The sequence below is a fragment of the Geodermatophilus sp. SYSU D00779 genome (genome assembly GCF_054050595.1).
Window position 1 is genome coordinate 84,142 of record NZ_JBJGZQ010000005.1, and the last position, 19,362, is coordinate 103,503.

The window sequence follows — 19,362 nt, forward strand, 5'->3', positions numbered from 1 at the left end:
GGCGGTTGACCCGCCTCTCCCACCGGATGGAGACTCCCCTCCTCGTGGAGGGAGCCCGGCGATGTCGTGGAACCTCAGGGGCAGCTACTTCGAGACCTGCTCGTGCGAGCTGATGTGCCCGTGCAACCTCTCCTTCGACCACGGTGCGACCTACGACTTCTGTCGAGCGACCCTGGTGTTCGCCATCCGTGAGGGGGAGGTTGACGGCGTCGACATCCGGGGCCGCAGGGTGGTGGCGATCATCGACACGCCGAAGGTCATGACCGACGGGAACTGGCGGCTGGGGGTGTTCGTCGACGACCAGGCGACCGACGAGCAGTTCGACAAGCTGGTCCAGGTGTTCGGCGGGCAACTGGGCGGTCCGATGGCTGCCCTGGCCCCGCTCGTGGGGGAGGTGCTCGGGGCCGAACGGGCCGCGATCGAGATCAGCGAGGACGGGCTGCGGCACAGCGTCCGCGTCGGGGACGTGATCGACTTCGAGGTCGAGGACATCGTGCCCTTCGGGTCGGAGACCGGTCGGCCCGTCCGGTTCGACGGCGCGTTCCACCCCGTCGCGCCCGACCTGACGATGGCCGAGGCACGGCGCTCGCGGATCAACGCCTTCGGCATCGAGTACGAGGGCAAGACCGGTGTCTCGACCGCCGAGTTCTCCTGGGCCGCCTGACGCGTCGCGGGCCCCGGCGCGGGGACACGCTCGTGCCGGGGACCTCGGGCCCGCCTTCGCCGCGGTGCGGGTCCGGCTGGGACTGGTCCTCGTCCTGTTCGCCCTCGCCGCCGTCGGCTGGTGGTGGAGCGCCGACCGGATGCGCGGCATGGACGACGGACCGTGGACCGGCCTCGGCGCACTGGGCTGGTTCCTCGGCGTCTGGGTCGTGATGATGGCCGCGATGATGTTCCCGTCGGTCGCACCGACGGTCGCCCTGTACTCCCGCATGACCAGGAAGCGCGCTCCGCTCCTGCCCCTGCTGTTCGTGGCGGGCTACCTGCTCGTGTGGACCGGCGCGGGCGTGGTCGCGTACCTGATCGGGTCCGCCGTGGCCCGGGTCTCCGGGGACGTGCTCGCGTGGGACCGGGCAGGCCGGTGGGTCGCGGGCGTGACGCTCCTGGTCGCGGCCGTCTACGAGCTGACCCCGCTCAAGGACGTCTGCCTCGGCAGGTGCCGCAGCCCGCTGGGCTTCCTGCTCGGTTCCTGGCGCGACGGCCCGTCGGGCGCGGTGCGGATGGGCGCGGGGCACGGTGCCTGGTGCGTCGGCTGCTGCTGGGCGCTGATGGCGTCGCTGTTCGCGCTGGGCGTGATGAGCGTCGCCTGGATGGCCTTCGTCGCCGGTCTGATCGCCGTCGAGAAGACCGTCCCGTGGCGCCGGGTGGCCACCTACGGGACGGCGGCACTGCTGCTCACCCTCGGCGTGCTCCTGCTCGCCGCGCCCGGCGCCGTCCCGGGCCTCACCGTCCCGGACAGCGGCCCGATGGAGGAGATGGAGCCCATGGGCTCCTGACCGGTCCCCCCTCCTCGGCCGTGCTCAGCCCTCGGCGAGCCGGGCCCGCACGTCGTCCGGCCAGGGCGTCGAGCGCCCGCCGGCGATGGCGACGTAGGTGTTGCGGACGACGCAGCAGACCCGCTCCCCGACGCGGACGGTGAACCGGACCGTCACGCTGGTGCGACCGACCGCCTCCGTCTCTGCGTCCACCGTCACGGTGTCGCCCCACCGGGCCGACGACGTCCACTCCAGGGAGCTGGCCTTGACCAGCGGGTCGATGCCGCGGGCGACCAGGTCCTCCCAGGGCAGGCCGCGCGCCGTCCACCAGTGGTTGGAGGCCTCGTCGGCCCAGGTCAGGTAGTGGGCGTTGAAGACGACACCCTGCTGGTCGCACTCGACGTACCGGACCGGGGAACTCCACTGTGCGGGCACGGAGGGGCACGCTAGCCGGGCTACCGTGCACCCGTGGACACCGCTCCCGACGTCCTGGCGGGGTACCGCCCGCCCTCGAAGCTGGTTCAGGACAAGGTCGTCGACCACCTGGACCGGCACTGCCGGGCGTTCATCGCCCTCTCGCCGTTCGCCACGCTGGCCACGGCCGCTCCCGACGGCTGGCCGGACGTCTCCCCGCGCGGCGGTGACCCGGGGTTCGCGAGGGTCCTCGACGAGCGGACCCTCGCCCTCCCGGACCGGCAGGGCAACAACCGGGTGGACAGCCTCCGCAACACCGTGGGCAACCCGCGCGCCGCCCTGCTGTTCTTCGTGCCCGGCTTCGAGGAGACCCTCAAGGTCTTCGGGACGACGACCCTCGTCGGCCCGGACGACCTCGGCGTGGACCTGACGGAGTTCGGCCGCCCGCCGCGGTCGGTGCTCGTGCTGACCGTCGAGCGGGCGTACTTCCAGTGCGGCAAGGCGGTCATGCGCTCGGGGCTGTGGGACGCCGACCGGCAGGTCGAGCGCTCGACCTTCCCGTCTCTGGGCGAGGTGCTGCGCGACCACTGCGGGCTGAGCACGCCGCTGCCCGGGCAGGCGGAGATGCGCGCCGAGCTGGCCCAGGAGCTCTGAGGGAGGACCTGTCGGTGGCCGGGCCTACCGTCCGCCCATGGCCACCGACGTCCAGATCGTGATCGACTGCGCCGACCCGCACGGGCTGGCCGACTGGTGGGCCGAGGTCCTCGGGTGGCGGGTCGAACCGCAGGACGAGGCGTTCATCCGCCGCATGGTCGCCTCGGGCGCGGCGACCGAGGCGGACACCACCACGCACCGCGGCGCGCTGGTCTGGCGCTCGGGCGCGGCGCTCAACTCCCCCGACCCCGGCCGGCCGCGGGTGCTCTTCCAGCAGGTCCCCGAGGCCAAGACCGTCAAGAACCGCGTGCACCTGGACGTGCACGTGGGCGCGGATCGGCGGGAGGACGAGGTCGCCCGCCTGCTGGCGCTGGGTGCGACCGAGCTGTACCGGGCCTCGCAGGGCCCGTTCGAGTGGGCCACCCTGGCCGACCCCGAGGGCAACGAGTTCTGCGTCGCCTGATGCGGCGACCGGCGACATCCGCCCTGAGCGGCTCAGCCAGCGGCAGCTCACCTGGGGGCGGACAACGGCCGGGAGCATCGCCTGGTCGCGCCACCGGGGCGGGACAGCCCCAGGACGCAGGTGGCTGCACCGCTGCGCCAGGAACCGCTACTTGACCGCGACGACCATCGAATAGGGGCCGGTCAGGTGCTCGGCGCGTGCATGGCGGAAGCCTGCGTCCCGCATCCACCCCATGCAATCGGAGGGGGTGAAGTCGAAACCGCCCGGCGACTCGATGAGCATGTTGAGGCTCATCAACAGGCCGAGGGCGTTCGATGACCTGTCGTCGTCGATCATCATCTCGTACACGATGAGCGAGCCGCCGTCCGGCAGGGCGTCGTACGCCTTCGCGAGCAGTGACCGTTTCTCCTCCAGGTTCCAGTCGTGGAGGATGTGCCCCATCACCAGCACGTCCACGGACGGCAGGGCGTCGGTGAAGAAGTCGCCGGGCACGAAGGTGAGCCGCTCGTGCACCTGGTTCCGGTGCACGTAGTCCTCGAAGACGGGCGCGAGCGGGGGCAGGTCGAAGCCGTATCCGGTCAGGTGCGGATGAGCCAGGGCGATCTGGACGGCGGTGTCGCCCTGCGCGGTACCGATGTCGGCGAACGTCGCCACGTCGGCCCAGGGGAACCGCTTGGCGATCTCCAGGTTGGCCCCGCGGCTGGTCCCGGTCATCGCAGCGGCGAACTGCTCCAGGCGCTCGGGGTCGGCATACAGTTCCTCGAAGAGGGGTGTGCCGCCGTGCTTGGTCTCGTTCTGCGGCTCGCCGGTGCGCAGCGCCTCGGTCAGGTCGCCCCAGAAGCGGTACAGGCGTGCGTTCGCCATCTCCAGGATGCCGCCGATGTAGGACGGCTTGTGCTTGTCGAGGAACGCGTCGGTGGCGGCCGTGTTGCGGTAGACCCCGTTGGTGCGGTGCAGGAAGCCGAGGGCCACCAGGGCGTCCAGGAAGTCCCGGGCCGACCGCGGGTGCAGCCCGAGCCGCGCACGCAGCGTCTCCAGGTCCTGCGGATGGCCTGCGAGGTGGGTGAACACTTCCAGCTCCACCGCGGACAGCAGCGTCTTCGACGCCCAGAACCCGGCCCCGACCTGCAGGATCGATTCGGGCGAGACCTCGGTGACGTCCGGCGGGGTGGGTTGTGGACCCGCCGCCGTCGAGGTCGTGGTGGCGCTCATGAGCACCCCTCCATCCTCGAGAGCCATGGTCGACCCGGTAGCGATCAAACACCGCTTCCAAGCGGCCAGGAAGGTCGACGATCGTCGGTGACCGGTCCCGCTCGAAGCCGACCGGCGCGGACCCAGGACCCGGTGCACGGAGCGGGTCGGTCGACGTCCCTGATCGCCGTCCGGCCCACGTCGGCGAGCTCCTGCGCGTCCATGGCCCCAGCACCTGACGAGGTGCGACGACGCTTGGTGACGGCGGTGACCCACAGCCCCGGCGTCGAGCCGACCTCAGGGCGGACGTGACCTGACCGCCGGTCGATCGAGGTCCTGCGCACGGGAGGACCGCCACGGGCGGCTACCGGTCCGAGGCCTGCTGCTCCGAGTCCACCGTCGTCGGGGCGTCACCCCGGCGGGAAGACCCGCACGGTGCCGAACTGGCCGTCGTAGCCGGGCTCGACGTCCACCTCGCCGGCGCGCACCCGGCCGATCCCCTCGGCCACGCGCGGCCCGGCGGAGGCCTCGACGTCGGCGAGGGGTGCCTCGGTGAGCACCGCGAGCTCGTCGCCGAAGGCCTCGAGCAGCCGGGCGCGCGCCGCGGTCACCCGCTTGGCAGCCGGCCGCACGCCCAGTGCCGCGGCCAGCACCTCGTCCAGCGGCACCAGCGACCGGAACCCCGGCGCCCCGTCCGGCCGCGCACCGACCGGGCGGTCGGCGAGCTCCTCGACGCGCGACAGGACCCCGACCGTGACCGGCTTGCCGCACACGGGACAGCGCCCACCGGCGGCCGCCCGCTGCGCCGGTGTCATCCGGACGCCGTGCTCGCGGTGGCCGTCGAGGTGGTACTTGCCCTCGGCCGGGTGGAACTCGACGGTGTCGGCCAGCCGGGTCACCGCGGCCGCGCGTTCCCCGGCGCGGTCGGGGGCACCGGTGCGGAAGGCCTCGCGGATGCCGGGGTAGGACAGCTCCCCCTCCAGGCGGGTGGCCTCGCGGGCGATCGTGCGTGGCCCGTGGGCGTCGGAGCTGGACAGCAGCGCCACGGCATCCAGCGAGCTCACCCGCCAGCACATGGCCGGATCGGCGGACAGGCCCGTCTCGGCCGCGAGGACCTGCGGGGTCAGGTCCCCGAAGCACTCGGCGAGGGAGTCGAAGCCGGACCTCGACCCCAGCGCGCCGAACCACGGCGTCCACACGTGGGCGGGCACGACGAGCGCGGTCGGCTCCACCGCGAGGACCAGCTCGGCGACGGCCTCCGCGCTCAGCTGCAGCGTCGGGCGCCCGTCGGTGCCGAGGTCGGCACCCCGCTGCGCCAGGGCGCCGTTGACGGCCGCCGCGGCCTGCAGGCTCGGCAGCACCACGAGGACGTGGATCCGTCGCGCCCGACCTGCCTGGCGGTAGACGCAGGAGACCTCGACGCTCAGGAGGAACCGGGTGGCGTCGTCCCGGGCGGCCTCGTGGCGGACGTACAGGCCCTCCTCCGCGGCCGGCACGAGCTGGCTGCTCAGCTCCTCGAACCACGCCGGGTGGGTGAAGTCGCCGGTGCCCATGACGCGCACGCCCTTCTCCCGCGCGGTCGTGTCGAGCACCGGCAGCGTGAGGTTCCGGGACGTCGCGTAGGCGAAGCGGGAGTGCACGTGCAGGTCGGCGTAGTAGACCGGCGGGGGCGACGGGGCCACGCGGTCCACCTACCCCGTTCCGCCGCGGGGTCCTCCCTCAGCCGACGCGCAGGTCGCGGGCGAGCCTCCGGTAGGCGACGGCGCGTTCGGCGAGCGCCCGCCGGCGCCCGTGCCGGCTGCGCCGGTCGGTACCCAGGTAGCGGGCGTCCTCCACGAGCTGGAAGGCGGCGAGCACGCTCGCCTTCACCTCGCGACCCCGCGGCTGGGCGGGGGGAATCGGCTCGGCCGAGGTCATGGCGGCCCCCTCTCCCGGGGACGCCTCGCACAGCCCCCGTGCGCACATCGTGCCCTGACCTCGGCAGTTCCAACCGTGCTCGTGTCCGATCGACACCTGTGTGTCACACGGAACACCCCGCACGCACCACCCACCCCACCCGTACCGTGCCCGGCATGGCCGGACCCTCCCTGCCCCGGGTGCTCAGGTCGCTGCTGCGCACGGTGCTGCGGCCCACCCCTCCCGCGTCGGCCGGCCCCCGACGGGAGGCGCCGGCCGGGCGGGGCGTGCGCGACCTCCCCGGGGGGCTCGACGGCGTCGAGCTCGTCCACCGCCCGGAGGCCGACGGCGAGCCGGACCCCGGCGAGGTCGTCTGGGCGTGGGTGCCCTACGACGAGGGCGACGGCCGAGGCAAGGACCGTCCGGTGCTCGTCGTCGGCCGCCGCGGCGCGGACCTGGTCGGGCTCATGCTCTCCAGCCGGGACCACGACCGGGACGCCGCCGACGAGGCCCGCCACGGCCGCAGGTGGATGGACGTCGGCCGCGGCGGCTGGGACCCGCGCGGGCGGCCCAGCGAGGTGCGCCTGGACCGCCTGCTGCTCCTGCCGCCCGGCTCGGCCCGCCGCGAGGGCGCGTCCATCGATCGCGCGGTCTTCGACGACGTGGTCGCAGCACTGCGCCGCGTGCAGGGCGGGTGACCCCGTCAGGTGGCACCGGCCGGCGCGAAGCCGGCCAGCAACTCCTCCAGCGCACGCTGGTCGGGTCCGGTGAACGGGTCCGCGCCCGGCGTCTGCCGCAGCACGTCGAGGAGGGCGTCGGTGCAGCCGAGCGCCGGTGGCAGGTGCGTGCTGAACACCGCCGGCGGCGCCATGGCCCGCAGCGGTTCGATCGTCCGCTCGAAGGCCGTGCGGTCGACGACGTGCACCCACGGGCTGTCGACGGTCGCCCAGAGCAGCTGACCGGCCCCCAGGTCGTCGGCCGGCACGGCCCGCACGTCGTCGGCCACGGCGAGCTCCGCGGTCGGCAGCGGGGCCCCGAAGCAGTCGGAGGTGAAGACCGCGCCGGTGGCCGTCTCCTGGAACCCCGTGGTGCAGGGGCTGTCGAACAGCGGTGGCCGGAAGGCCCGCAGCTCGCGGTCGCCCACGTCGAGCGACTGGCCCGGGTTGAGCAGGTGCACCCGGTCCAGCGGCAGCGGCCGCTCGGTCGAGAGGATGCCCATGCCGAGGAAGGTGGTCACCACCTTCGCCCCGGGAGCGGCCACCAGCAGGTCGAACAGGCCGCCGGTGTGGTCCCGGTCGGGGTGGGTCAGCCAGATCCAGCGGACGTCGGCCGGGTCGACGACGGCGGCGAGGTCCTCGACGAAGCGCCGGTCGGCCAGGCTCAGGCCCGTGTCCACGACCACGGGCTCGGCGGCGTGCAGCACGAAGGCGTTCACCGGCAGGTGCCCGATCCCGGGCACCTCGTGCCGATCGGCCAGGACGGTGACGCCGGGAACAGGACGGGAGACGTGCACGGGGCTCTCCTCCTCGGGGTGTCGGGGACTCAGAACGGGACCTGCTGGGCCAACAGCCCCTCACCGGTGCCGCGGCCCGAGAGGATGCGGCAGAACTCCACCGCGTCCAGCTCCACCTCGGGGCCGCCCCTGCCCGTCGTCCACGTGCCGCCGGCCGGACCGGTCAGCCGCAGCCGGTGGGGCGACCCGTGCCGCTCCGCCCACTCGGCCACCACGTCCGCGACCAGGACGCCGTCGTGGTCCGGGGTGAGCAGCAGGTCGCGGCCGGTGGCGCGGGCGATGTCGATCCGGTGCATCCAGGTGTCCCGGGTCAGGATCACGTCGAAGAGGTAGGCGAAGGACCAGCGCTCGGTCCGGTCGCCGACGACCTCCTCCTCGGGCATCGTCACCCGTCCGATCGCGCGGGACAGGCGCCGCCGCCCGCGCACCGCCCGGGGAGCGACGGAGGCGACTCGGTCCACGAGCCCCTCCGAGGACAGCTGCGCCTCCCGGCGCACCTGGTGCGCAGTCAAGGCGTCGACGCCGCCGCCGGCCCGCGCGGCGGCCGCGTTCTGCGCGACGAACTGGCGCACCGTGGCGACCATCTCGGCCATGCCGAGCACGTGGCCGGCCATGGCGCGGACGTCCCAGGCGGAGCAGTCGGTCGGCCGGCTCCACTCCTCGGGCCCGAGGGCACGCAGCTGCACGAGGAAGCGGTCGTACTCGGTGGCGGCCAGCCGGAGTGCGGTGTCCCGGTCGATCCGGGGCCGGCGGGCGGTGGCGCGGGCGGCGCTGCGATGGGTGGTCGGTGCGGTCATGACGGTGCCTCTCGGCAGGTGGGTGGGATCAGCCGGGCGGGGCCGCCCGGAGGTCGGGGACGGCCCGACCGCCGTGGTGGGCCAGCCACATCGCCACCACGTCGGGCAGGGTCGAGGTGAAGGTGCCGGTCTCGAACGGCTCACCGGGCGCGTTCGCCAGCTGCTGCGTGATCACGCCGTTCACCACCACCGTGAGGGTCCGGAACGCGTGGTCGAGGTCGACGTCGGGCGGGAGGAGGCCGCGGTCGCGCAGCTGCCCCAGGAACTGGCGGCTGTACTGCGCCATCTCGACGGCCGGCGCGTAGCCCCGCGCCGTCGGGACGAAGCCCGGCACGGGGCGCCAGAACATCAGCGGGGTGTAGGCCGGGTGCTCGACGGCCCACCGCACGAAGGCCACCTCGTGGGCGAGCAGGTCCGCGGCCGCGTTCGGGCGCGGGCCCCCGGCGTCGGCCGAGCGCACGGCGGCCAGCAGCTCGCGCCACCCCCGCTCGAACAGCGCGTCGTACAGGGCGTTCTTGCCGTCGAAGTAGACGTAGAGCGACGGGGGCCGGATGCCCATGCGCCGGGCCACCTCGCCGAGCGTCAACCCGACCACGCCCTGCTCGGCCATGACCTCGACGGCGACGGCGAGCACCTGCTCGATCGTCTCCTGGCGGCGCCGCTGCCGGCGGTCCGGTGCCGTGGTCCCCGTCACACCCGCGATGTTTCCCTAACGCCATTAGGAAGTCAATACAGCCGTAGGCGGCGCGGACCTCCGAGCCGACCGCTCAGGTCGCGGCCGGGGCGTGGGCCGCGCCGTGCAACCGGCGCTCGGCGACGGCGATGGGCGCCTGACCGATCAGCGCGGGCAGCACCCACCACACCGGGTCCCCCGTGGAGGCCACCAGCAGCCCGGTCACGTGGAGCAGGAGCAGCGGGTCCCCGGCCATGTCCCGACGGTGCCAGCAGGCCCCCTGCAGGGCCCCGCCGCGAGCTTCCGAGCGGTGGGGGGCATAGAGGGTCCTTCTTCAGTCGGCGACGGACTCGTCGCGCACCTGGTCGCGGACCGCCTGCCGCGGGCGCAGGTGGTAGACCCCGGCCTGCGGGCCCAGCGGGGTCAGGTCGTAGCGGTGCACGACCTTGGGGCCGCCGTGCAGGTGCACGTGCGTGATGGTGGGCAGGGGCTCCCCGTGCCGCGCCTCGCGGATCTCCACCCGCCCGTCGAGCGGGCCACCGACGAACAGCAGCACCGCGTCCTGCGTGCCGGCGTCCGCGCCGGTCTGGCCCTCGGACAGCTCCCTCACCTCCTCCGACACCCGGTCGAGGGTAGGCGCGCTCGGCGCCCGCGGCACCGAACCGGCGGTCTCGGTCACTCCCCGGTGTGCCGCAGCCAGCGCGCCAGCAGCGGCGCCGAGAGCAGCATCACGAACAGCCGCAGCACCTGGACGGCGAGCACGAAGGTGGCGTCGGCACCGCCGTCCTGGGCGGTGGCCAGCACGGCGTAGAGCCCGCCGGGGGTGGTGGCGAGGTAGGCGTCCAGCGCGCTGGCCCCGGTGGTGGCGGCGAGCGCCGCGCCCAGCCCGGCGCAGGCGGCCACCAGGGCGAGGATCACGGCGAGCGCGAGCGGCAGGGCCCGGCCGACGGTGCGCAGGCTGTCCCGGTCGAAGTTCAGCCCGACCACGAGCCCGATGACCAGGAAGGCGGCGATCTCCAGCGGTGCCGGGACGTCCGCGCCGGCCGAGAGCCCGCCGAGGTCGAGCCCGGCGGCGACCAGCAGCGGCCCCAGCAGCGTCGGGACGGGGATCCGCAGCAGCCGGGCCAGCGGCGCACCGGTCGCCAGGCAGACCGCGGCGAACAGCAGCCCGGCCGGCCACCCGGGCCCGGCGTCGGCCACCGTCGGCCCCCCGGAACCGGGCTCGGCGCCGAACAGGGCGGCCGCCGCGACCGGCATGAGGACGACGATGAGCAGCACCCGGAGGTACTGCAGGACGGCGACCATCCGGTCGTCGGCACCCAGCTCGCGGGCCATCGCCGTGATGCCCGACGCGCCCCCGGCGACCATGGCGAACGCCCCGGTCACGGGGCTGACGCCGGGCTGCAGGCGCATGAGCAGCCCCGCCAGCACGCTGAGCAGCAGGGTGCCGACGGTGACCAGCAGGACCGGCAGCCAGTCGCGGGCGATGGCCTCGAGGGTGTCCGGGTCGACGAGCGCGCCGATCGAGACGCCGATCAGCCCCTGGGCCGCCGTCGTGGCCGGCCGCGGGACGGCGAGCCGGCGGTGTCCGGCCAGGCCGCGGACGAGCCCGGCCACCAGGCCGCCGAACAGCGACGGCGAGGGCAGGTCGAGGACGTCGAGGGCCAGCGTGACGGCGAGGGCGGCGGCGACCACGAGCGCCAGGTCGACCGCCCGCGCCCTCCGCCCCCGCTCCGCCACGGCGCCAGTCTCCCGGCACGGCCGACCCGTCCCGGACCGGCTCCCGCCCTCCTTCAGCCGCCGGTGATGCGGCGCAGCTCGGCGACGTGCGCGTCGAAGGCCGCGCGCCCCTCCCTGGTCAGGGACAGGCTGGTGCGCAGCCGGGAGGCGCGGGTGGCCTTGTGCACCCGCACGTAGCCGGCCTCCTCGAGCTGCTTGACGTGCTTGGACAGCACCGAGTCGCTGACCCCGACCGTGTCGCGGACCGCGGCGAAGTCCATCGTGTCGACGGCGGCGAGCAGGCCGCAGACCTGGAGCCGGGGCGGCGGGTGGATGACCGCGTCGAAGCGCGGCGCGACCGCGGTCACAGCCCCTCGCGCAGCTCGGTGACGTAGATGCGGGTCCACCACCGGCTGACCACGGCCACGCCGACGCCGAGCACGGCTCCCGCGACCACCATCGCGCCGCGCCAGCGCTCCTCGGCGGCGAAGCCGGTCCCCAGCACGGCCAGGACGACGACGACCCAGACGACGATCGCCCGTCGCGTCGGGCCCCGCCGGAAGCCGTCCACCCAGAAGCCGGTGCGCCGTCGGTACAGCGCCACCATCCCACGCAGACACAGGAGGAAGACGACCAGCGCGGCGAGGGTGACCCAGGTGCTGTGCAGGGAGTAGGAGCTGACGAAGCCGAACAGCAGCAGGCCGAGCAGCGCGTCGTACCACCAGGGCTGCATGGCGCGGTCGGCCAGCGCGGCGCGCTGGGAGCGCAGGACGGCCAGCTCGGCCCCCGCGCGGGAGGGGTCGTACACCTCATGGCTTTCCATGGCGGAAAGAGTGCCGGTCGCTTTCCACTCCGTCAAGAGACCAGGGCGGGGTGTCCCCCGGCGGGGCGGTCGTGGTCTGATGACGCGGCCACAGCGACGGCAGTGGAGGAAGCCCGGTGGAACTCCGGCGCGGTCCCGCCACTGTGAGCCGGTTCCCGCCGGCGAGCCAGGAACTCCCGCCGTCGCCTCCTGCCACCTCCGGGCGTGGACACCCGGGGAGAGGACGCGTGCCGTGCGCGGTCGACCCGCATGACCTATCCCTTCGGTGCCGTCGTCGGCATGGACGACATGCGCCTGGCGCTGCTGCTCAACGCCGTCTCCCCCGCCGTCGGCGGCGTGCTCGTGCGCGGTGAGAAGGGGACGGCGAAGTCGACGACGGTGCGCGCGCTGGCCGCCGTCCTGCCGCCCGTGGACGTCGTCGCCGGCTGCCGGTTCGCCTGCGACCCCGCCGCTCCGGACCCGGCCTGCCCCGACGGCCCGCACGACTCCGGTGCCCGGGGCTCCACGCGCCCGGCGCGGCTGGTCGAGCTGCCGGTGGGCGCCTCGGAGGACCGCGTCGTCGGCTCGCTGGACCTCGAGCGGGCGCTCACCGAGGGCGTCAAGGCGTTCGAGCCCGGACTGCTCGCCGCCGCGCACCGCGGCGTCCTCTACGTCGACGAGGTCAACCTGCTGCACGACCACCTGGTCGACCTGCTGCTGGACGCCGCCGCGCTGGGCACCGCCTACGTCGAGCGCGAGGGCGTCTCGGTGCGGCACGCGGCGCGGTTCCTGCTGGTCGGGACGATGAACCCCGAGGAGGGGGAGCTGCGCCCCCAGCTGCTCGACCGGTTCGGGCTCACCGTCGAGGTCGCCGCGCCCCGCGACCCGGCCGAGCGCGCCGAGGTGGTGCGCCGCCGGTTCGCCCACGACGCCGACCCGGCCGGGTTCGCGGCGTCCTGGGCCGACGAGGAGGCCGGGCTGGCGCGCCGCATCGCCGACGCCCGCGCCCGGCTGCCGCACGTCGTCCTCTCCGACGACGCGCTGCGCCAGGTGACCGCCGTCTGCGCCGCCTTCGACGTCGACGGGCTGCGCGCGGACCTGGTCACCGCCCGTGCCGCGATCGCGCACGCCGCCTGGTGCGGCCGCGACGAGGTCAGCGAGGACGACGTCCGCGTGGCCGCCCGGCTCGCCCTGCCGCACCGCCGCCGGCGCAACCCGTTCGACGCGCCCGGCCTGGACGACGAGACCCTCGAGCAGGCCCTGGAGGACTCCCGCCCCGACGAGGACCCCCCCGAGGGGCCCGGCGACGGCGGCGCCCCGCCTCCCCCGCCGCCCGGACCCTCCGGGGACGGCGGTGCGCGGGAGGCCCCGGGCGCCGACGCCGGCACCGGGTCGTCCCCTCCCTCCTCGGCGCCCCGCGGCGAGGGCGGCTCCACCGGGGCCGCCCCGGCCCCCGACCGCGCCGCGGTCGCACCCGCCGATCCGTTCCGCACCCGCCGCCTCGAGGTGCCCGGCGTCGGCGCGGGCGCGTCCGGGCGGCGCTCGCGGGCGCGCGGCGACCGGGGCCGCGTCGTCGGCGCGACCCGCCCGGGCGGCACGGTCACCCGGCTGCACCTGACCGGGACCGTGCTCGCCGCCGCGCCGCACCAGGTCGCTCGCGGCCGCACCGGCCCGGGCCTGCGGATCGCCCGCGAGGACCTCCGCCAGGCCGTGCTCGAGGGCCGCGAGGGCAACCTCGTGCTCTTCGTCGTCGACGCCAGCGGCTCGATGGGCGCCCGCTCGCGGATGGCCGCGGTGAAGGGCGCCGTCCTCTCCCTGCTGCTCGACGCCTACCAGCGGCGGGACAAGGTCGGCCTGGTCACCTTCCGCGGTGCCGAGGCCGAGCTGGCGCTGCCGCCGACCTGGTCGGTGGAGGCCGCCGCGGCCCGGCTCACCGCGCTGCCCACCGGCGGGCGCACCCCGCTGGCCGCCGGGCTGCTGCGGGCGCACGAGACGCTGCGGGTGGAGCGGGTCCGCGACCCCCGGCGCCGTCCGCTGCTGGTGGTGGTCACCGACGGGAGGGCCACCGGCGCGCGCGGGTCCACCGCGGTCGCCGACGCGCACGCCGCGGCCGGGCTGCTGGCGGCGGAGGGGACGGCGGCCGTCGTCGTCGACTGCGAGTCCGGTCCGGTGCGCCTCGGCCTGGCCGGCGCGCTGGGGACGGCGCTCGGCGCGCAGACCCTCCGCCTGGAGGAGCTGGCCGCCGAGTCGCTGGCCGCCACGGTGCGCTCCGTGCGGGAGGCGGCCTGATGCCCCAGGGACAGGTCTCCGTCGTCCCGCAGGACGGCCTGACGACGAGGCAGCGCCGCAACCGGCCGCTGCTCGCCGTCCACACCGGGGAGATGAAGGGCAAGTCCACCGCCGCGTTCGGCATGGCGATGCGCGCGTGGAACCAGGGCTGGTCGATCGCGGTCTACCAGTTCGTCAAGAGCGCCAAGTGGCGGGTCGGCGAGGAGAACGCCCTGACGGCGCTGGGCCGGCTGCACGAGCAGACCGGCGAGGGCGGCCCCGTGGTCTGGCACAAGATGGGCTCGGGCTGGAGCTGGTCGCGCCGGCAGGGCACCGAGGTCGACCACGCCGCCGACGCCGCCGAGGGCTGGGCGCAGATCAAGCGCGACCTGGCCGCCGAGGCACACCGCTTCTACGTGCTCGACGAGTTCACCTACCCGCTGAAGTGGGGCTGGGTCGACGTCGACGACGTGGTCGAGACGCTGACGCACCGGCCGGGCACCCAGCACGTCGTCGTGACCGGCCGGGACGCCCCGCCGGCGCTGGTCGCCGCCGCCGACCTGGTCGTCGAGATGACCAAGGTCAAGCACCCGATGGACGCCGGCCAGAAGGGCCAGCGGGGGATCGAGTGGTGAGCGGCGGGGTGGGGCGGGTGACCGGCACGGTCCCGCGCGTGGTCGTCGCCGCCCCGTCGAGCAACGCGGGCAAGACGTCGGTCGCCACCGGGCTGGTCGCCGCCTTGACCGCCCGCGGGCTGGCCGTCTCGCCGCACAAGGTCGGCCCCGACTACATCGACCCGGGCTACACCGGCCTGGCCGCCGGGCGCCCGGGGCGCAACCTCGACCCGGTGCTGGTCGGCGAGGAGCGCGTCGTCCCGCTGTTCCTGCACGGGGCCCGCGGCGCGGACGTCGCCGTCGTCGAGGGGGTCATGGGCCTGTTCGACGGCGCCACGCGGCCGGGCCTGGAACCGGGGTTCGCCTCCACCGCGCACGTGGCCCGGCTGGTGCGCGCCCCGGTGGTGCTGGTGGTCGACGCGAGCGCGCAGGCGCAGAGCGTCGCCGCGCTCGTGCACGGCTTCGCCACCTACGACCCGACCGTGCGGCTCGGCGGCGTGGTGCTCAACCGGGTCGGCAGCGACCGGCACGAGGAGATCCTCCGCGACGCGCTCGGCGGGTCCGGGGTGCCCGTGCTCGGTGCGGTCCGACGGCTCGCCGAGCTGGGCACGCCGTCCCGCCACCTCGGGCTGGTGCCCGCCGCCGAGCGGTCCGCCGAGGCGCTGGCGACCGTCGGCCGGCTCGGCGAGGTGGTGGCCGGCGCGGTCGACCTGGACGCCGTCCTGCGGCTGGCCCGCACCGCCCCGCCCCTGGACGCCGTCCCGTGGGACCCCGCCGCCGAGGTCTCCCCGGCGGCGGGCCGGCCGCGGATCGCCGTCGCCGGCGGTGCGGCCTTCACCTTCGGCTACGCGGAGAACACCGAGCTGCTCGAGGCCGCCGGCGCCGAGGTGGTGACCGTCGACCCGCTGCGCGACGAGGCGCTGCCCGAGGGCACCGCCGGCCTGGTGGTCGGCGGCGGGTTCCCCGAGGTGCACGCCGCGGACCTCTCGGCGAACGAGACGCTGCGGGCGGACATCGCCGAGCTCGCCGCCCGGGGTGGTCCGGTCGCCGCCGAGTGCGCCGGCCTGCTGTACCTGGCCCGCAGCCTGGACGGCGTCCCGATGTGCGGGGTCCTGCCCACCGACGCGGTCATGTCGCCGCGGCTGACCCTCGGCTACCGGGAGGCCGTCGCGCTCAGCGACTCGGTGCTCGCGCCGGCCGGCACGCGGGTGCGCGGCCACGAGTTCCACCGCACCGTCGCCACCCCGGCCGCCGGTCCGGACCCGGCCTGGCGGTGGGCTGATCGCCAGGGGCCCGCCCACCCCGAGGGCTTCGTCTCGGGGGGCGTGCACGCCTCCTACCTGCACCTGAACTGGGCCGGATCGCCGGCCCTGGCCGAGCGGTTCGTGTCCGCCTGCGCGGCGGCGGCCCTCCCGGGAGGGGTACGGCATGCACATCGCTGAGGGGTTCCTGCCGGCGACGCACGCGGTCGGCTGGACGCTGGCCGCAGCACCCTTCGTCGTCCACGGGGCGCGCCAGGTGGTCACGGAGGTGCGCGAGCGCCCGGAGAACACGCTGCTGCTCGGCGCGGCCGGCGCGTTCACCTTCGTGCTCAGCGCGGTGAAGCTGCCGTCGTTCACCGGCAGCTCCAGCCACCCGACGGGCACCGGCGCCGGCGCGGTGCTGTTCCGGCCCCCGGTGATGGCGCTGCTCGGCACGATCGTGCTGCTGTTCCAGGCACTGCTGCTGGCGCACGGCGGGCTGACCACGCTGGGCGCCAACGCCTTCGCCATGGCGGTGGTCGGGCCGTGGGCCGGGTACGGCGCCTACCGGCTCACCCGGCGCCTGGGTGGCGGCCTGCTGCCGGGGGTGTTCACCGCGATGGCCGTCGCCGACCTGGCCACCTACGTGACGACGGCCGGACAGCTCGCCCTCGCGCTGCCCGACGCCGGGACGGGGATCGCCGGCGCGTTCGTCAAGTTCCTCTCCGTCTTCGCGCTCACCCAGGTGCCGCTGGCGGTCGCCGAGGGGCTGCTCGGCGTGCTGCTGTTCCGGGTGCTCACCGTCAACGCCCGCCCCGAGCTCGAGCGCCTCGGCCTGCTGGCACCTGCGCCGGAGCCGACCCGGTGACCCGCTCCCGGCTGGTCACCGCGCTGCTGGTCCTCGGCGTCGTCGCGCTCGTCGCGCTGCCGCTCGTGCTGGACGGCGGGACGGCGGAGTTCGCCGGCACCGACGCCACGGCCACCGAGCTCGCCGAGCAGCAGGGCGCGCAGCCGTGGTTCGACTCGGTGTTCTCGCCGTCGTCGGCCGAGGTGGAGTCCGGGCTGTTCGCGCTGCAGGCGGCGCTCGGCGGCGGGGTGCTCGGCTACGTGCTGGGCCGGCTGCGCGGCCGCCGGCCGGCCGAGCGCCCGGAGTCCGAACGGCCCCGGGAGGACGGCGGCTCGTGAGCACGCACCTCCACCGTGACCATCGGCGGGTGGTCACCGGTCGTCGGCGCGTCGGCAGCCACGCGCCGACGATCACGGAGGCCCCGGCGTGACCGGGCTCGCCGTCGACGACGCCGCCTGGGCCAGCGCCTGGCGCCGCCGCTCCCCCGCCGACAAGCTGCTGCTGTGCGGCGGCCTGGTCGTGTGCGCGCTGGCGCTGCCGGCCTGGCCGGGCAGCGTGCTGGTCGGTCTCACCGCGGTCGTCCTCGCCCTCGGCCCGGCCCGGGTGCCCGCCCGCACCTTCGGCCGGGCGGTGCGCTGGCCGCTGGCGTTCATCGCCGTCGGCGCGCTGACCTCGGTGGTCACCGTCGGCACCGACGGCCTGGGCTGGGCGCCGGACGCCGCCGCCCGCGCCGGCTCGCTGGCCGGGCACGCGCTCGCCGGCAGCGCCGCGGTGCTGCTGCTGGCCACCACCACGCCGATGTCGGACCTGCTGCCGGCGCTGCGCGGCCTGCGGGTGCCCGCGGCGGTGGTCGAGGTGGCCGCGGTCACCTACCGGCTGCTGTTCGTGCTGCTCGCCAGCCTGCACACCATCCGCGAGGCGCAGACGGCGCGGATGGGCTACACGAGCATCGGTCGGGGCTACCGCTCGTCGGGCGCGCTGGCCGCGGCGGTGCTCACCCGCTCCTGGGACCGTGCCCGCCGCATGCAGGAGGGGCTGGCCGGCCGCGGCATGGAGACCGGCCTGCGGGTGCTGCCCGAGGTGCTGCCGTCGTCCCGCGCGTTCCTCGCCGCGAGCGCCGCCGGGCTGGCGGCGATCGTGGCCGTCGGGGTGGCCGGCGCATGAGCCACCGGACGCTGACCGCCGAGGGGCTGGTCGCCGGTTACGAGCGCGGCCGCCGGGTGCTCGACGGCGCCTCGCTCACCGTGCCGGCCGGGCGCCGGCTGGCGCTGCTCGGGGCCAACGGCTCGGGCAAGACGACCCTGCTGCGCTGCCTCTCCGGCGCGCTGGAGCCGGCGGCGGGCACGGTCGCCGTCGACGGGAAGCGGCTGCAGCACACCCGCCGCGGCCTGCGCGCGCACCGGCAGGAGGTCCAGCTGGTGCTGCAGGACCCCGACGACCAGCTGTTCAGCGCCTCGGTCGCGCAGGACGTCTCCTTCGGCCCGCTCAACCTGGGCCTGCCCGAGGACGCCGTCCGCGAGCGCGTCGCCGAGGCCCTCGACCTGCTGGGGGTGGCGCACCTGGCCGGCCGGCCCACCCACCAGCTCTCCTACGGCGAGCGCAAGCGGGTCGCCATCGCCGGCGCGGTGGCCATGCGGCCGTGCGTGCTGCTGCTCGACGAGCCCACCGCCGGGCTCGACCCGTCGGCGGTGGCCGAGGCGCTGGCCGCGCTCGAGCGGCTGCGGGCGTCGGGGTCGACCGTCGTCATGAGCACCCACGACGTCGACCTGGCGCTGCGCTGGGCCGACGACGTCGCCGTCGTGGTCGACCGGACGGTGGTGCAGGGCGCCCCGGCCGACCTCCTGGCCGACGACGCACTGCTCGCCCGCGCCCGCCTGGACCGGCCGTGGGCGCTGACCGTCGGGGCCCGGCTGCGCGCGCTGGGCCTGCTGCCCGACGGCGCCCTCCCCCGCGACGCGGAGTCGCTGCTCGCCGCGCTGCCCGAGGGGGTGACCCCGTGACCGGGCTCGCGAGGTCACGCACGGGCACGGCAACGCCGAGCACGGAGCCGACGAGCGCCAGCGGGGAGGCGACGTGATCGTCGGCGTCGGCGCGCGACCGGGGGTGAGCGTCGCGGAGGTGCTGGCCGCCGTCGACGCCGTCCTGCCCGCCGGCGCGGACGGCGTGCGGCTGGCCACCCTCGACGCCCGCGCCGCCGAGCCCGGCCTGGTCGAGGCGGCGGCCGCCCGCGGCTGGCCGCTGACCGGGCACCCCGCCGCCGCGCTGGCCGCCGTCCCGGTGCCGTCGCCGTCGGCGCGGGTGGCCGCCGCCGTGGGGACGCCGTCGGTCGCCGAGGCCGCGGCGCTGCTGGACGGCGGGACGCTGCTGGTGGGCCGCACGGTGGTCGGCCGGGTCACGGTGGCGGTGGCGCGGTGAACACGCGAGGACGGACGAGCTCAGCGCCACGGGGGGATGGCACCCGGACGCGGTGGGAGCCCGGAGGGCGGCGGGGTCGTCGCACCACCACGGGGACGCCGACCTCGCGCCGGCCCGGTCGACCTCGCGGTGGACGTCCGCGCGGGGACGCCGCCGCCGTGGCTGCGCGCCGTCCTGCACGCGGCGCTCGACGACGCCGCTGCGTACCCCGACCCACCGCCGTGCGTGACCCCGTGACCTCGGTGGCCCTCGCCGCCGACCTCGCTGCCATCCTGGACCCCGGGACACCGGCGTTCCAGGACCTGCCCCACCTCCCCCAGGAGATCCGCTGAGCCGCCCCACCACCCCCGCTCCCTTCCCCGGCACCCTGCTGGGCGAGA

At 75.8% G+C, this 19,362-nt stretch carries 25 protein-coding genes and 1 riboswitch; of the genes, 13 read left to right on the forward strand and 12 right to left on the reverse strand.

Annotated features, from left to right (window positions below; all coding sequences use genetic code 11):
• The first annotated feature begins 61 nt into the window (after positions 1–61).
• Both ACI79G_RS05225 and ACI79G_RS05230 read left to right on the forward strand, forming a co-directional pair.
• Entirely contained in the window at positions 62–664 is a 603-nt protein-coding gene (locus tag ACI79G_RS05225; RefSeq protein ID WP_456880088.1) for a DUF1326 domain-containing protein, read from the forward strand.
• A 64-nt stretch (positions 665–728) separates the two neighbouring features.
• The gene (locus tag ACI79G_RS05230) at positions 729–1,496 is read left to right on the forward strand and encodes a DUF2182 domain-containing protein (protein WP_456880089.1); all 768 of its coding nucleotides are present in this window, start codon (positions 729–731) and stop codon (positions 1,494–1,496) included.
• A gap of 24 nt (positions 1,497–1,520) precedes the next feature.
• On the opposite strand, the gene ACI79G_RS05235 is transcribed toward ACI79G_RS05230, so the two are convergent.
• The gene (locus ACI79G_RS05235; protein WP_456880090.1) at positions 1,521–1,910 is read right to left on the reverse strand and encodes an acyl-CoA thioesterase; all 390 of its coding nucleotides are present in this window, start codon (positions 1,908–1,910) and stop codon (positions 1,521–1,523) included.
• Positions 1,911–1,943: 33 nt separating this feature from the next.
• Here ACI79G_RS05235 and ACI79G_RS05240 point away from each other — a divergent pair, with 33 nt between their 5' ends.
• Positions 1,944–2,543 carry an MSMEG_1061 family FMN-dependent PPOX-type flavoprotein gene (locus ACI79G_RS05240; protein WP_456880091.1) on the forward strand — a complete coding sequence of 200 codons (600 nt, stop codon included), beginning with the start codon at positions 1,944–1,946 and terminating at the stop codon, positions 2,541–2,543.
• A 37-nt stretch (positions 2,544–2,580) separates the two neighbouring features.
• Positions 2,581–3,006, forward strand: coding sequence for a VOC family protein (locus ACI79G_RS05245; RefSeq protein ID WP_456880092.1), 426 nt, complete (start codon positions 2,581–2,583; stop codon positions 3,004–3,006).
• 147 nt (positions 3,007–3,153) lie between these two features.
• Here ACI79G_RS05245 and ACI79G_RS05250 read toward each other — a convergent pair whose 3' ends face one another.
• The 3 genes from ACI79G_RS05250 to ACI79G_RS05260 all read right to left on the reverse strand — a co-directional run bounded on the left by ACI79G_RS05250 (position 3,154) and on the right by ACI79G_RS05260 (position 6,114).
• Positions 3,154–4,218 carry a methyltransferase gene (locus ACI79G_RS05250; RefSeq protein WP_456880093.1) on the reverse strand — a complete coding sequence of 355 codons (1,065 nt, stop codon included), beginning with the start codon at positions 4,216–4,218 and terminating at the stop codon, positions 3,154–3,156.
• Positions 4,219–4,607: 389 nt separating this feature from the next.
• Positions 4,608–5,879 (reverse strand): endonuclease Q family protein, encoded by a 1,272-nt coding sequence (locus ACI79G_RS05255; protein WP_456880094.1) that lies wholly within the window; start codon positions 5,877–5,879, stop codon positions 4,608–4,610.
• A 37-nt stretch (positions 5,880–5,916) separates the two neighbouring features.
• Positions 5,917–6,114 carry a hypothetical protein gene (locus ACI79G_RS05260; RefSeq protein WP_448621406.1) on the reverse strand — a complete coding sequence of 66 codons (198 nt, stop codon included), beginning with the start codon at positions 6,112–6,114 and terminating at the stop codon, positions 5,917–5,919.
• Between the two features lie 155 nt (positions 6,115–6,269).
• Here ACI79G_RS05260 and ACI79G_RS05265 point away from each other — a divergent pair, with 155 nt between their 5' ends.
• Positions 6,270–6,791 (forward strand): type II toxin-antitoxin system PemK/MazF family toxin, encoded by a 522-nt coding sequence (locus ACI79G_RS05265; RefSeq protein ID WP_456880095.1) that lies wholly within the window; start codon positions 6,270–6,272, stop codon positions 6,789–6,791.
• A 5-nt stretch (positions 6,792–6,796) separates the two neighbouring features.
• Here the strand turns inward: ACI79G_RS05265 and ACI79G_RS05270 are convergent, their stop codons facing one another.
• The 8 genes from ACI79G_RS05270 to ACI79G_RS05305 all read right to left on the reverse strand — a co-directional run bounded on the left by ACI79G_RS05270 (position 6,797) and on the right by ACI79G_RS05305 (position 11,618).
• Complete coding sequence (locus tag ACI79G_RS05270) at positions 6,797–7,606, reverse strand: MBL fold metallo-hydrolase (protein WP_456880096.1); 810 nt, start codon at positions 7,604–7,606, stop codon at positions 6,797–6,799.
• Positions 7,607–7,635: 29 nt separating this feature from the next.
• Positions 7,636–8,403, reverse strand: a complete 768-nt coding sequence (locus ACI79G_RS05275; RefSeq protein ID WP_456880097.1) for a maleylpyruvate isomerase family mycothiol-dependent enzyme — start codon at positions 8,401–8,403, stop codon at positions 7,636–7,638.
• Between the two features lie 28 nt (positions 8,404–8,431).
• Positions 8,432–9,097: a TetR/AcrR family transcriptional regulator gene (locus ACI79G_RS05280; protein ID WP_456880098.1), complete on the reverse strand. Its 666-nt coding sequence runs from the start codon at positions 9,095–9,097 to the stop codon at positions 8,432–8,434.
• A 73-nt stretch (positions 9,098–9,170) separates the two neighbouring features.
• Entirely contained in the window at positions 9,171–9,332 is a 162-nt protein-coding gene (locus ACI79G_RS05285) for a hypothetical protein (protein ID WP_456880099.1), read from the reverse strand.
• Between the two features lie 78 nt (positions 9,333–9,410).
• Positions 9,411–9,698: a hypothetical protein gene (locus ACI79G_RS05290; RefSeq protein WP_456880100.1), complete on the reverse strand. Its 288-nt coding sequence runs from the start codon at positions 9,696–9,698 to the stop codon at positions 9,411–9,413.
• Between the two features lie 53 nt (positions 9,699–9,751).
• The gene (locus tag ACI79G_RS05295; RefSeq protein WP_456880101.1) at positions 9,752–10,816 is read right to left on the reverse strand and encodes an AbrB family transcriptional regulator; all 1,065 of its coding nucleotides are present in this window, start codon (positions 10,814–10,816) and stop codon (positions 9,752–9,754) included.
• 53 nt (positions 10,817–10,869) lie between these two features.
• Positions 10,870–11,163: a transcriptional regulator gene (locus ACI79G_RS05300; RefSeq protein WP_456880102.1), complete on the reverse strand. Its 294-nt coding sequence runs from the start codon at positions 11,161–11,163 to the stop codon at positions 10,870–10,872.
• Positions 11,160–11,618, reverse strand: a complete 459-nt coding sequence (locus ACI79G_RS05305) for a hypothetical protein (RefSeq protein WP_456880103.1) — start codon at positions 11,616–11,618, stop codon at positions 11,160–11,162. The genes ACI79G_RS05300 and ACI79G_RS05305 overlap by 4 nt, the downstream gene beginning before the upstream one ends.
• A gap of 105 nt (positions 11,619–11,723) precedes the next feature.
• A riboswitch (cobalamin riboswitch) is annotated at positions 11,724–11,794 on the forward strand.
• 73 nt (positions 11,795–11,867) lie between these two features.
• Here ACI79G_RS05305 and ACI79G_RS05310 point away from each other — a divergent pair.
• The 8 genes from ACI79G_RS05310 to ACI79G_RS05345 all read left to right on the forward strand — a co-directional run bounded on the left by ACI79G_RS05310 (position 11,868) and on the right by ACI79G_RS05345 (position 18,982).
• Entirely contained in the window at positions 11,868–13,886 is a 2,019-nt protein-coding gene (locus tag ACI79G_RS05310; RefSeq protein WP_456880104.1) for a putative cobaltochelatase, read from the forward strand.
• Complete coding sequence (gene cobO / locus ACI79G_RS05315; protein WP_456880105.1) at positions 13,886–14,500, forward strand: cob(I)yrinic acid a,c-diamide adenosyltransferase; 615 nt, start codon at positions 13,886–13,888, stop codon at positions 14,498–14,500. The genes ACI79G_RS05310 and cobO overlap by 1 nt, the downstream gene beginning before the upstream one ends.
• Before the next feature lie 17 nt (positions 14,501–14,517).
• Entirely contained in the window at positions 14,518–15,921 is a 1,404-nt protein-coding gene (locus ACI79G_RS05320; protein WP_456880106.1) for a cobyrinate a,c-diamide synthase, read from the forward strand.
• Positions 15,908–16,588: an energy-coupling factor ABC transporter permease gene (locus ACI79G_RS05325; protein WP_456880107.1), complete on the forward strand. Its 681-nt coding sequence runs from the start codon at positions 15,908–15,910 to the stop codon at positions 16,586–16,588. The genes ACI79G_RS05320 and ACI79G_RS05325 overlap by 14 nt, the downstream gene beginning before the upstream one ends.
• Positions 16,585–16,905, forward strand: a complete 321-nt coding sequence (locus ACI79G_RS05330) for an energy-coupling factor ABC transporter substrate-binding protein (RefSeq protein ID WP_456880108.1) — start codon at positions 16,585–16,587, stop codon at positions 16,903–16,905. The genes ACI79G_RS05325 and ACI79G_RS05330 overlap by 4 nt, the downstream gene beginning before the upstream one ends.
• Positions 16,906–16,993: 88 nt before the next feature.
• Positions 16,994–17,731 carry a cobalt ECF transporter T component CbiQ gene (gene cbiQ / locus ACI79G_RS05335; RefSeq protein ID WP_456880109.1) on the forward strand — a complete coding sequence of 246 codons (738 nt, stop codon included), beginning with the start codon at positions 16,994–16,996 and terminating at the stop codon, positions 17,729–17,731.
• Positions 17,728–18,567, forward strand: a complete 840-nt coding sequence (locus ACI79G_RS05340) for an energy-coupling factor ABC transporter ATP-binding protein (protein WP_456880110.1) — start codon at positions 17,728–17,730, stop codon at positions 18,565–18,567. Before cbiQ ends, ACI79G_RS05340 begins: the two co-directional genes overlap by 4 nt.
• 73 nt (positions 18,568–18,640) lie before the next feature.
• Positions 18,641–18,982: a cobalamin biosynthesis protein gene (locus tag ACI79G_RS05345; protein WP_456880111.1), complete on the forward strand. Its 342-nt coding sequence runs from the start codon at positions 18,641–18,643 to the stop codon at positions 18,980–18,982.
• Positions 18,983–19,362 lie beyond the last annotated feature (380 nt).

Bases quoted from the DNA above. Each gene is read 5' to 3' on its own strand.
- ACI79G_RS05225 (WP_456880088.1), top strand. From the start codon at position 62: ATGTCGTGGAACCTCAGGGGCAGCTACTTCGAGACCTGCTCGTGCGAG.
- ACI79G_RS05245 (WP_456880092.1), top strand. From the start codon at position 2,581: ATGGCCACCGACGTCCAGATCGTGATCGACTGCGCCGACCCGCACGGG.
- ACI79G_RS05250 (WP_456880093.1), bottom strand. From the start codon at position 4,218: ATGAGCGCCACCACGACCTCGACGGCGGCGGGTCCACAACCCACCCCG.
- ACI79G_RS05260 (WP_448621406.1), bottom strand. From the start codon at position 6,114: ATGACCTCGGCCGAGCCGATTCCCCCCGCCCAGCCGCGGGGTCGCGAG.
- ACI79G_RS05265 (WP_456880095.1), top strand. From the start codon at position 6,270: ATGGCCGGACCCTCCCTGCCCCGGGTGCTCAGGTCGCTGCTGCGCACG.
- ACI79G_RS05275 (WP_456880097.1), bottom strand. From the start codon at position 8,403: ATGACCGCACCGACCACCCATCGCAGCGCCGCCCGCGCCACCGCCCGC.
- ACI79G_RS05285 (WP_456880099.1), bottom strand. From the start codon at position 9,332: ATGGCCGGGGACCCGCTGCTCCTGCTCCACGTGACCGGGCTGCTGGTG.
- ACI79G_RS05305 (WP_456880103.1), bottom strand. From the start codon at position 11,618: ATGGAAAGCCATGAGGTGTACGACCCCTCCCGCGCGGGGGCCGAGCTG.
- ACI79G_RS05310 (WP_456880104.1), top strand. From the start codon at position 11,868: ATGACCTATCCCTTCGGTGCCGTCGTCGGCATGGACGACATGCGCCTG.
- cobO (WP_456880105.1), top strand. From the start codon at position 13,886: ATGCCCCAGGGACAGGTCTCCGTCGTCCCGCAGGACGGCCTGACGACG.
- ACI79G_RS05325 (WP_456880107.1), top strand. From the start codon at position 15,908: ATGCACATCGCTGAGGGGTTCCTGCCGGCGACGCACGCGGTCGGCTGG.
- ACI79G_RS05340 (WP_456880110.1), top strand. From the start codon at position 17,728: ATGAGCCACCGGACGCTGACCGCCGAGGGGCTGGTCGCCGGTTACGAG.